We start from the raw sequence: 13,780 nt of genomic DNA, 5'->3' as shown, positions 1-13,780 counted from the left end.
TTCTTTGTTCTTCCTGTCCTTGTTCTTTACCTCTAAAAATCTTTGCTCCCAAAAATCAGCCTTGCGGAATGGATGCTATCAAACGTTTGGTATAATCCTGTTGTGGACGGTAATATATATCGTCGGGGTAACCGGTTTCAACGATCTCGCCTTTGTTCATCACCACCATTCGATCAGATATATGTTTGATAACGGCCAGATCATGCGAAATAAAGATGTAGGTAAGCTTAAATTCTTCCTGAAGCTCACGGATCAGGTTAAGCACCTGTGCCTGTACAGATACATCCAGCGCGGATACCGATTCATCGCAGATAATAAATTTGGGTTGCAGGGCCAGCGCACGGGCTATAACGATACGCTGTCTTTGGCCACCTGAAAACTCATGCGGATAGCGGTTAAAATGTTCGGGCAGGAGATTTACTCGTTGCAGTAATTCCAGCACTCTTTGTTTACGTTTGGTGTCGTTACTATAAAACCGGTGCACTTGTAAAGGTTCCATTAAGGACTGCCCAACGGTTAACCGTGGATTTAAGGAGGAGTAGGGATCCTGAAAAATGATCTGGATATCTCTGCGGATCTCGCGTAAGGCATCCCTTTTTAAACTGCTGAGATCCGTCCCTTCAAAACTTACTGTACCATGAGTAGGCTCAATAAGGCGCAAAATAGTTCGGCCAAGGGTGGTTTTACCACAACCGGATTCACCAACCAGCCCAAGTGTTTCGCCTGGATACACCTCCAGGCTCACATTATTTACCGCCTTTACCACCTGACCAGATGGCCCCAGTAACCCCGGATTGATAGGGAACCAGGTAGAAAGTTTATCAATTTTTAATAAAGGTTGCTGCTGATAGAGTGCTTTTTTACGATCAGCAACTTCTGTTTCGGCATAACTGTATTTTGCGCGGATGCTTTCGATAGTTGTCGATTGGATATCCGGGGAACCATCAGCATCAAAAAAATCGGCGATGACCGGCAATTTTTTCAAATGCTGATCGGGTGATGGCCTGCAAGCCAGCAAACCCTTGGTATAAGCATGTTGGGGATTGTTAAACAGATCGTTTACGTTAGCTTCTTCCACAATTTGCCCTTTGTACATCACCAAAACCCGATCGGCAATTTCTCTAATCACACCCAGATCATGCGATATAAATATGAGGCTGCGGCAGCGTGTACTTTTAAGATTCAGCAACAGGTCGATAATGGCTTTTTGAACTGTCACATCAAGTGCCGTTGTTGGCTCATCAGCTATCAGTATTTCGGGGTTGCAGGAAAGGGCCATGGCTATCATTACCCTTTGCTTTTGTCCGCCGGATATTTGATGCGGATAGCTGTCAAATATGGCTTCAGGTCGCGGAAGTTGCACTTCATTAAACAGTTCGATGGTTTTCTGTTTAGCTTCTGCATTACTCAACCCCAGGTGTAGTTTTATAGCTTCGGTAAGCTGAAAGCCGCAGGTAAGCACCGGGTTAAGCGAGGTCATGGGTTCCTGGAAGATCATGGCCATACGATTACCCCTGATGTGGCGCATATCTGCTTCAGGTAAGTCAAACAACCGGGTATCGTTTAGTAATACATCGCCGTTAACTACAGTTTGATGGGTATTCAGCAAACGCATCAGTGCCAGCGATGTTACCGATTTTCCTGACCCGGACTCGCCCACAATACCAATAGTCTCACCTTTTTGTAAACTGAATGATATGTTTTTTACTGCTTTGAATAAGCCATTGGCTGTTTTAAAACTAACAGAAAGATCATTTACCTGCAGCATTTATTGACCTATTATGGTAATCAATTCATCTTTTATCAATTCTTCGCCGCGATAGCGCCTCAATAATTGCGCTGTAGCCACTACATCTTTCTGGCAATAAGTACATATGCGGTCAAGCTGGTTCAGGTTCCAATAAACATCACCAACCATACTGCCATCAATGTCGTCTTTTGGAGTGGGGATATCAAAAATAGCGGTAAGCAGGTTGAGTGAAGTATAGTTTTTATAATCTCCAAATTTCCAAAGCTCCATAGTATCAATATGAACAACTTCCCACGGTTTCTTACCGGCTATTTGTAACTGGGGTGGAAACGGCAGACCATTGATCAGCAATCTGCGGCAGATGTAAGGAAAATCAAATTCTTTACCGTTATGAGCGCATAAAACCAGGTTTGGTGACTGACCGAACAATAGTGCTGAAAATTCAGTGAGCAGGTCTTTTTCAGTATGACCGGCAAATGATTTTATTCTTAAGCCGGTATCTTTACCACCTGTAAATATGCCTACCGATATACAAATGATCTTACCAAACTCAGCCCAGATACCGGCACTTTTATAAAAGCTCTCGGCACTTTCATCTTTGCGTAGGTTTTGACTCTTCAGTTCCCAGAGCTTCTGCAGATGTTCGGGTACCTGATCATGTGAACTATACTGGGGTACGGTTTCAATATCAATTACCATTAAGTTATGCAGATCATACAGTTCAAGCATTGCTATTAAAATTGATCTGCCAATATAATAAATGTTGTACTTGTATTTAACCTAAATCAGGTGTCTTCGCTTATAATAATGTAATTTTATTATAGCTGTTTTTTAGGTTTGTTAAGCTGGAAACCAATAGAAATTTGAACCGAACCTGGGTTTGTGTTGTAACTACCCAAGTCGGATGATACATGATAGCCCTTAAAGCTTTTATTATAGGTAGCTTCAAACATCCAACGCTGGTATTGCAGGCCAATACCTCCTGAAAATCCAAAATCAAGCTTTTGATCATATTTTGTGGCGTTAAGTTTGTCCGAAACTGTGTTGTAATAACCCAGCGTGTCTTTTTTAGCTCCTGATGTTTGATAATTGCTACTGCCATTAATCTGTTTCACCGGAATATTGATAACAGGCCCGCCTTTAATATGTACGTTGGGCGTAATAGTGTAAACAAAATAGATGGGAATATTTACAAAGTAGGCTTTTCGTGAATCGTTTATACTCAATGTTTGATTGGTATCTATTTTACTTTCATTACGGTGTGTGTACGATCCGTTAAAACGCAAGGGGTTTAAGCCTTTCAACTGGATATTGATAGCGAATTTACTGTTGAAATTGTAGGTGCTATATAAACCAGCATATAAATCAACAGGAAAGCTTCCGTAAAAGTTACTGTTTTGGGCTTTAGGGGTAAAGCTATTGGACGCATTTACACCCATCAGGACCCCATAGTCAATATTGGACGGCATGGAGATGTTAATTCCGTTTTTTGCAGATTTTGTCTTTGGGCTTTTATCCTTTATACGCGTATCGGAAGAAGTTGTTTTCTTATGATCTTTTGCTATCATATTTACAACGGCACTATACTGCGCATTATTACCAAGTATTGTTGATGTGTAATTTGCGGAGTTTGACGTCAAAAAGCCGTTGCGATCGTTGAAGACACCATTAATGACCAGGTGTTGCATGATATAGCTACTTGAAGACAGTACGTGTGTGTTTTTATTGCTTATATTCATTGGGTTAATACCCTGATTATAAAAGGGATCGCCCGACGTACCCAAATTGGTTTTATTTGACTGATTATGATTGGTCGTTTGTCTGACGGCACTGCCAGATGCCGAATGAATGCCACCTACAAAGGAAGTTCCCTTGTTGTGATTATTCATAACGGCGTTAGCATTATGAGTATTTATGCGAGTGTTTGATAATAATGCTACGTTAGGCTTGCTTTTTGATGGATCACGTGGATCTGACTTTCCGGTATTTGTTAGTTCATTTTTATTATCCGTGGTATCAGATGATGATCCTTTAGTATCAGATGTACTGTCATTTTTAAATAATACGGAATCCACTTTATTTGAAGAATCTGGATTAGGATTCAGCAAACTATCTTTATAGATCCGCACATTCTCTTTCTTGTGTTTTTTGGGCGGAACTGTATGTTTAGGTTTGATGATATATACATAAGCTAAAACACCCACCAATACAGCTGCCGGTAGCGCTATGGATAGGATAGACCACGTTTTTGACGCTTTTATAGCTTTAACTATTTTTGATGCAGCATTATGTTTGATGACCGGATTAGGCAAATGAGTATCTAATAATGCCTGCATAGCCAGCCAGTCCTGTTTTGGTTCATCACTAACAGGCAATTCATTTCTTTTTTTCTGCCAAAGGTTAAGGTAGTTCAATGAATTTTTCATTTTGCTTTTTCACTCCTTTCTTTGGACTGATCACTGCTTGTAGTCAATGCTTCCAGCAGCTCTCTTAGTTTTCGTTTTGCTTCGGCTAAATGCCAGCGCGAGGTTCCTTCACTTATATTTAATTGTTCGCCTATTTCTTTGTGAGTAAAACCATCCAGTACGGATAAGTTAAAAACCGTTTGTGTAGCAAAAGGTAAGGTCCTGATATTTTTTAGAATATCTTCAAAATACAGTTTCTCTAACACGGAGGGACTGATAAAATAGTCGTCCGTATTCTGATCGCTTAAGCTCGTTCCATTAAATTTTAATTCTTTACGGCAAAGATCAATGGCGGTATAGATCATGATCTTCCTGATCCAACCACCTAATTCGCCTTTTTCGATATCAAAGTTTTTTATAGACTGGAATACTTTTAAAAAGCCTGTGTTAAAAGCTTCTTTAGCCAACTCTTTATCGGGCAGGTAACTATAACATACACGCAACATTTCGGCATGGAAAAGCTTGTACAGAGCTTCCTGAGCCGTGCGGTTGTTATTGATGCAGCCTTTTACCAGCTTTTCAGCCTGCTTTTTAGAAAGATTCATTCAAGAAATTCACACAGTAGGTGATTTTAACAGGCTCTTCGTAAGTAGTAACTTAAACGTTGGGTAAAAATGAAAATAAATTTTCAACTTTTTCGAATGTCTATCTTTTTAAGGAGAGATCATTTGCCATAAGCGGATTGATCTCTCCTGTTTTTGAGTTAAAATTAACGGGTTAAAACCTTTGGTGATATGACCACCCCTGAAGTATAATTCCAATTGAAAGTTATATTGATTGCAGATACTACAATGGTACCGCTATAAACAATTCCGTTTAAGGTTGTTTTAAGCGAATAACTACCATTTGCCAGGTTTACATATCTCATAGCAACAGGACTTGCTATCATGGGTATATCAGTTGTTCCCCGGCAAACTTTTGGTTCCCTAACGTTCACAAAATCGATACTAAAGTTTTTATTATAGTCAACAATGGCCTGATACTGCAATATCCCGTTTGAGCAATACAGCTTTGTTGTTTTGGCATTAAAGCTAATGGATACGCTATCGCGGGCCGCGTTTTGCGAAAAACCGGGTGACAATGTGATTTTATCGCCAGTGAGCGGAACTAATTTAATTGTGTCAGAAGGGTTTCCTACAGTATCTATAGGGTGTGAAGGATTAGAAACGGAATCGGTAAGTACTTTGATTTTTATACTGCCAGGTGTTCCACCAATTTTACTCGCGGTAACGGTGTAATTACCAGCCTTTGTAAAAACAACACGTGCTTTGCCTCCTTGATGAGCGAGTGCACTGAACCCAGCCGGTACAACACTCCAGTTAACAGAATCTGTTAATGTTGCACCTACTAATATAAGGGAGTCCGGTTCATTTATTTTCACTTCGGTTTTACTGGCTATCAGTTTGCCTATCAAGCCTGGGTTGTTAATTTTGTTACATGCTGAAATAATGATGACAACCAGCATTAACGTTGACATAGCGTAGATTAATTTTTTCATTTCCGTAATTGTTTAAAAGGTTTTTTATACCTCATCGAAACAATTATTGAAAACGTTGGGTAAGGCAGCAAGATTTATTCTTTTTCCTTACTCAGTATCTCAAAGCCAATGTTGATTGTATTACCGTTTCCATCAACCAGGGTAAGGATGTGTTTGCCAGGTGAGGGATTCAATGACATTTGGTGAAAATCCTGCGTTTCGCCAACATACTGGTCATCAAGGTGCCAGAATATTTTCATACCGGGAACGCGATGAGCTGCATTGCAGATCATCCGGCCCCTGCTGCCATCAGCCTCGAGGGGTACATATATTTTAGCATCATCTTTAGGATAAATTACCTCCATGGCATTACTATTCTCAGCTTGGGTACAACCAGGGCGAAAAGGTGGTAATACATGATATTGATAATCTCTGGCTTTATAGTAGTATTCCATGGAAGGCGGCAGCACAAACCATTTCTTGTTTACCATATTATCCGGCGATTCACAGTTACCATTCACCTGGTATTGGCCGTCAGCAGATAGATGTATGAGTTTGTGATAAGGGCAAACCGGTGCTTTGAGCCCTGCTTTGGGCACCAGCATATCATCGGTATTATCACAATACTGACCAGCCCGGTAACCGCTTTGATGGCATACCTTTATTTTTACCATTTCGCTGGTTGGCATTTCAAACCAATCGCGCGATACGGGTAACAATCTGAAAATCTCGAACAGGGCAGGGGCAGCTGTATTGATACCCGTTAATCCGGGTCTACCTTCGCCATCTGTATTACCTACCCATACACCAACTACATACCGCGGAGTGATGCCTATTGCCCATCCATCACGAAAACCAAAGCTGGTACCGGTTTTCCATGCTACACGCTGGGTAGAGCTGAATTGTTGCCACAGCATTTCTTCGCCAGGCCGCATTACTTCTTCCATTGCCTGAAAAGTATAATATATAGATGCCGCATCCAATAAACCGTTTTTTTCCAGATTGGGTTTTATAGCTTTTTCAGGCATGCTATAAACGGGACTGTGATAATCAGCCGGGTTATATTGACCATGGTATCTGTTGTAATGATTAAGCACCCGGGCCATATCGGCATAAGCCCCGCTCAATTCCCACAGGGTATTTTCACCACCGCCCAGTATCAGCGACAAGCCATAATGATCGGCCGGTTTGGTTAAGGTAGTAATACCTGATTTTTGCAAAAAATCATAAAAACGTTCGTATTTAAATTGCTGCAGCATTTTTACAGCAGGAACATTTAACGACCGGGATAACGCGCGCGATGCCGGTACAGCACCATCATATCCCAGGTCAAAATTTTCCGGGTGATAACCCGCTATCAGCGTAGGTACATCAGGTAGCAGGCTATTGGGTAATATTAAGCCACTGTGTAGCATCGAGGCATATAACAGGGGTTTCAGTGTGCTGCCGGGGCTGCGCGGGGCGTCAATTACATCTACGTCACTTTCCATCTGCGGATCTTCGCGGTGCGCTATATTACCGGCATAAGCCAGTGTGGCTCCTGTTTCTACATCTAAAACAATTGCTGCTATGTTGTTAATATCATTGGCTTTTAGAAGCTGATGGTGCTGTTCCAGAATATCATTAACCTGCTGTTGCAACGCCGAATTTATACTCGTTTGTAACCGTGTATCACCATCGGGATGATGTTGATGGTCGTTTTTAAAACGTTGAAGCAGGTGCGGAGCTTGTTGCGGTAAGGGCACCGGGCGATCAGGCACGGGTTCCAGTTCTGCCAAAGCTCTGGTAGTACTATCAATAATGCCTTCCTTATAGAGACGCTGAAGTAGTAAATTTCGCTTCCTGAGCAATATAAGCCTGTTTCTGCCGGGATGCACCAATGATGGGGAATTTGGCAGAACGGCCATCGCTGCCATTTCTCCCCATGATAATTTATCAGGTCCCCGCCCATAGTATCGCCATGAGGCGGCATCCAAGCCTATTACATTGGTACCAAATGGAGCATTGCTGGTATATAATGCCAATACTTTATTCTTACTTTGGGTAAGCTCCAATCGCAGGGCCATAAATATTTCTAAAAGTTTATTCCAGATATTACGCTTATGTCGGGTTGCCAGTCTGATAACCTGCATGGTAATAGTGCTGCCACCACTGGTAACTTTTTTTGATAAGATATTTTGTTTTAAGGCTCGTCCAAAGGCTAAAGGGTCAAATCCGGGGTGATGTTCAAAGCGTTTATCTTCAAAAGCTATGATACATTGCTTAAATTTATAGGGCACGCTGTCGTTATAGGGAAAGCGCCATTGACCATCGGTGGCAATAGATGCAGCTAATAATTGCCCGTTATTATCATCAATAACATACGACGTAGGACTTTTAAATAGTGGATTTGGCAAACAAAACCAAAACAACAGGGTTAAAACAGTCAGAAATATGAGTATTAATATTACTTTTGCTTTTTTTAAGTAAATTTTGACTCGTTTTAGTACGGCTTGCATTAAAATATTTTCAATAAAGATATAATAAGCTTATACCGAAGTATAAATATATAACAAAGCAAAGTTTGATCACAAAAACAATAATGACCATACAAAAACTATCAATTATCATCCCCGCTTATAACGAAGGTAACACGATACATTTGATTTTGGATAAAATTAAAGAGGTAAAACTTGTAAATGATATTCAGAAAGAGATCATTATTGTGAATGATTGTTCAAAGGATAATACCGAGCTGGCCATAGCTGCCTATCAGCAAACGAATCCCGACCTTGATATACAATACTTTAAGCATGAAGTAAACAAAGGCAAAGGAGCCGCATTGCATACAGGGATCTCAAAAGCAACTGGCGATTATCTCATTATTCAGGATGCTGACCTTGAATATGATCCTGCGGAGTATAATGACTTGTTAAAACCTGTAGTTTCTGGTTTTGCTGATGTGGTTTATGGTTCGAGGTTTATGGGCAGTAACCCACACCGGATATTGTTTTTCTGGCATACAATCGGCAACAGATGGCTCACCTTCGCCTCAAATATGTTTTCCAACCTCAATCTTACTGACATGGAAACCTGTTATAAGTTGTTTAACACGCAAATGATACAAGGTATTCCGCTTACCGAAAAACGTTTTGGTTTTGAGCCGGAGGTAACCATCAAAATTTCCCGTATTCCCAAGATCCGGATCTATGAAGTAGGTATATCTTATTATGGCCGTACCTATGAGGAAGGTAAAAAGATAGGCTGGAAAGATGGAGTAAGGGCTATTTTTTGTATATTAAAATACGGATTGTTTAAAGCCAGGTAAATAGTTTTCAAAGTTAACATCCCAATACATCGTATGCCCGGCTGTTATTTCGGTGGCCAGGCTGGCCAGATTATTTTCGTCGGTTTTAAAGCTGTTCATTTTCCAATTGCCGCATGAGGCCAGTATGCCCCCATCCAATTCATGATCACCATTTAGGCTCGGGATGTGTTTCAGGTTGTTGTCTAAACCAATAGCGGTTGCTTTGGTTAAGGCTTCTTTACGTGTCCAGAGTAAAAAAAAGCTGTTAATTGAGCCCTGGTGGGCTATATAATTAATCTCATCTTTACTAAAATAATCAGCAAGGATCTCTTTATAACTAAAAGAGGAATCTATCTCTTCGGTATCAATACCAACCTCTGTGTTTGATATGGCAATTAAAACCCAATCACCGGCATGAGATACATTATATTTTAAATCTTGTTGATGTATATAAGGTTTCTTGTTAGCGCTGACAATGAATTTAATGGTGGTGGCTGGTTGATTGGTATATTTACTTAGCAAGCAGCGCAATGCACCACGACTCACTACAAACCGGAGCTTGTCTTTTTTTTGCACATAACGATTGGCCCTTATTATTTCATCCGGTAACAATACTTTAAAAAAATCATCGATAAATGCCAGGTTTGAACTGATCCTGATGCGCCAGACATCAACCTGGCCATCTCTTAATTTATAATCACAATCTGCTCCGTTTTGCCAATTAATGTCATCCTCGTATTTGATATGAACTTTAATTAAACACATAACTACAGTTGTTTAGGTTCGGCTTTGTTTAGGCAGTTTTGTAATATACTTGCAAATATTTTATCATTAGGCGCTTTAAAAATGGTATTATGTCCACCTGGTATTTTATGGATGCTAACCCCTTTTAAGGCATACGGCTTCCAACCAAGGTATTCAAAATCATCCAAATAAAAAGTACGATCCTCCGCTCTGAATAATTCAATTGAAATATTCCGGGCCTCTAATTTATAATGTTTTTCGGCAAGTATGTTCATTTCATCTATTTTATTGGCGTAACCAAAAAAACCTTCCTGCTTTTCATCCTTAAATAGCTTCCAAAATACCTTGGTTAATCCTCGTTTGGTAACGTTACCGGCATGTACTAAGGTATTCACAAAACCATTTGGAAACGTAAGATTGTATAACAATTTACGCGCGAAAAACTTGCCTCTTTTTACCTGCATGGTTAACCAGGGATCAAAACGTGGAGAACGGTAGGCATAAGTATCAAACATGGCCAGCATTTTTACCTGCTTGCCTTGTTCTTCCAGCTGTTTAGCCATTTCAAAAGCTATGATTCCCCCGAATGAATACCCAGCGAGGGCATAAGGCCCGTTTTGGTTTTGTGCAATAATAGCCGCATTATAATGCGCGGCGATATCAACAATATTGCTTAAGGGTTCGTCAACACCATTAAGACCTTTAGCTTGCAGACCATACACAGGCTGGTCAGCATCCATGCCCGACGCCAGGGTGTTAAATAATAATACATTAAGACCGGCTCCATGCACGATATACAATGGCATTTTATTACCCGAAGGTTTAATAGGTACTAACGAATCCCATACGATGGATTTACCATCCATTTCCAGCATTAATGCCATTTTTTCAACTGTGGAATTTTCAAAAAGTGCCGCAAGAGGCAGGCGTTTACCGGTGAGCTTTTCTATCCGGGTCATTACCTGTACCGCTATAAGTGAATGACCACCTAACTCAAAGAAATTATCGTATATACTGATATTTTTAATCCCCAGAAATTCCGACCAAACATCAGCCACCAGTTTCTCTATGTCTGTTCTGGGCGCTATAAACAGATGGATACTTTCGGCCAGCTTGTGGTGTTTATCGGCCAGCGCTTTTTTATCTACCTTACCGTTGGGGGTTAAAGGCATAGCGGGAATAATGATCAGGTTATCTGGTACCATATAATCTGGAAGCACTGATCTTAAAGCAGTTTTCCAATCTTTTACCTGATCTGTTTCAGACCCGACCTTGTAGTTGTCTTTAATAATCACATAAGCCACCAGTTTATCGATCCCATTTTTATCGGGCTGGGCCAAAACTACAGCTTCTTTGATGTTATATTGATTAACCAGGTGATATTCGATCTCACCTGTCTCAATACGATAACCCCGTATTTTTATCTGCGAATCAATCCGGCCAAGGCATTCTATTTCTCCATTTTCAAGGAATTTACCCAGATCACCGGTTCGGTACATTTTATTGCCAGCGATTTTGGAAAAAGGATCGGTAATGAATTTTTCGGCGGTTAATACAGGCTGATTTATATAACCTTTGGCCACACCATCACCACTAATGTATATCTCGCCGGCTGTTCCGGCGGGTAATGGATTCAGATACTTATCTAAAATATAAATGGCTGTATTATCAATAGGCCGGCCAATGGTAATAATGCCGTCATCAGCCTTAATTTGTTTTATGGTTGACCATATAGTGGTTTCGGTAGGCCCATAAACGTTCCATAAGCTTTCTGCCCGTGCGGTTATTTTTTCAGCCAGTTCTTTCGGCAATGCCTCGCCACCGCAAATAACTTTAAATGGGGTTGAACTATCCCAGCCGGCTTCGAGCATAATACGCCAGGTATATGGCGTAGCTTGCATAATGGTAATGCCTTCTTTCCTGATCATATTCAGTAAAGCCCGTCCGTCTTTGGCTTCTGCGTTATCGGCAATGATCACCTGTGCACCGCTGATGAGTGGTAAAAATAATTCCAGGCCCGAAATATCAAAGCTTACCGTGGTTACTGCCAGCAGTTTATCTGCAGCAGTAATGCCCGGTGCTTTTTGCATGCTATACAAAAAATTAACCAGGTTATGATGGGCAATCTGTACGCCCTTGGGTAACCCTGTTGAGCCGGAGGTATATAGTATATAAACCAGGTCTTCACCATTTACTTCCACATCGACATCACTTACCGGGTATTGATCAAGCAAAGACCATATATTATCAACCAGTAGTTCTTTTGCGGATGATTGGTATCGTTCTTTATAATCTTCGGAGGTAATAAGCAACACAGCATCAGAGTCGGTCAGCATGTGGTTAATGCGGTTTAAAGGAAACTGCGGATCTACCGGAACGTATACGGCGCCGGTTTTCATGATACCCAACATAACCACAACCAATTGTGCCGAACGATCAAGCACAAATGCTACTTTATCTCCCTTTTTAACTCCTTCATTAATCAGTAATGCCGCCAGTTGGTTGGCCTTTTTATTCAACTGTTTATAGGTAAGCGACTGCTCTGCGAACTTTATAGCTATTTGATCACCAGATTCTTGTGAACGTTGGCTAATCAAATCGTGAAGACCTTTATCTTTTGGATAAACAGCAAACGTATTATTCCAGGTATTTAACTGGTTAATGAGTTTCTGCGAATTTTTAAGAGGAATATCGGCAATGAGTATATCAGGATTGTTTACCAGTTGCTCCAGCAAAAATTCAAAATCATCCATCATATTAGCGATGGTTGATGATTTGAATAACTGCGTATTGTATGACCACTCTAAGGTAAGCGATTCATCGCGCCCGGAAATATTGACAAATAGCTCGAAGCTTTCGTATTCTCGCGGGTTACTTATCAACAGATGTTGTAAGCCATCAAAGTTTACATCATCGTCGAGCCCCATGTCAATGTTAAACATTACCGGTACCAGGGGTATCCGGGAAGCATCACGCGCAATATTCAAGTTTTTGAGCAGGCTGCCAAATGTATATTGCTGATGCTCATAGGCATCTAAAATAGCTGACGTACGTTGTTTTAAATAGCTTTTAAATGAAAGTTCACCTTTTGGGAAGCTTCTTAACGCAAGCAGATTAACACAATGACCAACTAAACCATAATGGCCGGTAGCCGACTGCCCTGCGGCAGGCAAACCTAAAATGATCTCCTCTTGTCCGGTTAAACGTTGCAGAAAAATTTCAAATGCTGCCAACAAGGTGGTTACAAAGCTGCTGCCATGATTTTTAGCCAACTTTTTGAGGGATGAAGCTAATCCACTATGTAGGCTAAAATCATCCCGGTGACTTTTATAGGTACGTAGAGTCGGGCGTGGCAGATCGGTAGGGATATTTAGTATATAGCTGCTGTCTTTAAATTGATTCAGCCAATAAGCTTCAGTGCTTCTATATTCAGGAGTTTGCTCAAATAGTAATTGCTCTGCCGCGTAATTACTAAAAAGGGGTGCCGGCGGCAATTGCGGATATTCATTGTTGATAAAGGCATTATAAAGTTTACCAAGATCCTGCATCAGGATACCTATAGACCATCCGTCACAAATGATGTGATGGGCGATGAAGGTTAAAAGATATTTGTCGCTGGCTAACTTGATCAGTGTTGTTTTAAACAGTGGGCCTGTTACCAGGTTAAATGGCGTTAATGCGTTTTGCTGATTTTGATCCTCAATAAAAAGCTGTTGTTTTTCGGTTGACCGGTCAGATACATCCTGGTAATCAATCTCAAGGGGTAACTCCTTATAAATGCAAATGTATTTACCATCAGCGCTAAAGCAGGAGCGGAGAGCTTCATGCCGGTTGGTGAGTTCCTGGAGTGCCTGGAGCATGGCATCCCGATTAAGTGTACCTGAAAATAATAACGAAAACGATTCATTATAAGCACAGTTAGCTTCATCGCCGCCAATAAGGCATGATGTCCAGATCTCCAGCTGTGATTCCGTTGAATGGGCTAAACTCAGTAACTCAGGCCCGGCAAAGGGATCAAATTCAACGGGAATAGCATCGTATGTATAGATATTGTCCAA

General features: G+C 40.9%; 9 protein-coding genes. 1 reads left to right on the top strand and 8 read right to left on the bottom strand.

The genetic code is table 11. The features are described from left to right. Nucleotides 1-55: 55 nt before the first annotated feature. The 6 genes from AB6735_RS09315 to pbpC all read right to left on the bottom strand — a co-directional run bounded on the left by AB6735_RS09315 (nt 56) and on the right by pbpC (nt 8,088). A complete protein-coding gene (locus AB6735_RS09315; protein ID WP_370995660.1) occupies nt 56-1,768 on the bottom strand; it encodes an ABC transporter ATP-binding protein in 1,713 nt (570 codons plus the stop codon). Beyond that, nucleotides 1,769-2,479, bottom strand: a complete 711-nt coding sequence (locus AB6735_RS09310) for a 3'-5' exonuclease (RefSeq protein ID WP_370995659.1) — start codon at nt 2,477-2,479, stop codon at nt 1,769-1,771. Nucleotides 2,480-2,568: 89 nt separating this feature from the next. Further along, a complete protein-coding gene (locus AB6735_RS09305; protein ID WP_370995658.1) occupies nt 2,569-4,176 on the bottom strand; it encodes an outer membrane beta-barrel protein in 1,608 nt (535 codons plus the stop codon). Continuing rightward, on the bottom strand, nt 4,173-4,760 hold the full coding sequence (locus tag AB6735_RS09300; protein WP_370995657.1) for an RNA polymerase sigma factor: 588 nt from the start codon (nt 4,758-4,760) through the stop codon (nt 4,173-4,175). Before AB6735_RS09300 ends, AB6735_RS09305 begins: the two co-directional genes overlap by 4 nt. A 164-nt stretch (nt 4,761-4,924) precedes the next feature. Then, a complete protein-coding gene (locus AB6735_RS09295) occupies nt 4,925-5,713 on the bottom strand; it encodes a hypothetical protein (RefSeq protein ID WP_370995656.1) in 789 nt (262 codons plus the stop codon). 74 nt (nt 5,714-5,787) lie between these two features. After that, on the bottom strand, nt 5,788-8,088 hold the full coding sequence (pbpC, locus tag AB6735_RS09290; RefSeq protein ID WP_370995655.1) for a penicillin-binding protein 1C: 2,301 nt from the start codon (nt 8,086-8,088) through the stop codon (nt 5,788-5,790). Nucleotides 8,089-8,273: 185 nt separating this feature from the next. On the opposite strand from pbpC, the gene AB6735_RS09285 reads away from it, so the two are divergent. Further along, a complete protein-coding gene (locus tag AB6735_RS09285; RefSeq protein WP_370995654.1) occupies nt 8,274-8,999 on the top strand; it encodes a glycosyltransferase family 2 protein in 726 nt (241 codons plus the stop codon). Here AB6735_RS09285 and AB6735_RS09280 read toward each other — a convergent pair. Continuing rightward, the gene (locus AB6735_RS09280; RefSeq protein ID WP_370995653.1) at nt 8,970-9,743 is read right to left on the bottom strand and encodes a 4'-phosphopantetheinyl transferase superfamily protein; all 774 of its coding nucleotides are present in this window, start codon (nt 9,741-9,743) and stop codon (nt 8,970-8,972) included. The two genes, AB6735_RS09285 and AB6735_RS09280, sit on opposite strands and share 30 nt — an antisense overlap. A 2-nt stretch (nt 9,744-9,745) precedes the next feature. After that, entirely contained in the window at nt 9,746-13,780 is a 4,035-nt protein-coding gene (locus AB6735_RS09275; RefSeq protein ID WP_370995652.1) for an amino acid adenylation domain-containing protein, read from the bottom strand.

It is taken from the genome of Mucilaginibacter sp. RCC_168 (genome assembly GCF_041355315.1).
GTDB lineage: Bacteria > Bacteroidota > Bacteroidia > Sphingobacteriales > Sphingobacteriaceae > Mucilaginibacter.
This window is presented reverse-complemented; position numbering and strand designations above follow the sequence as displayed.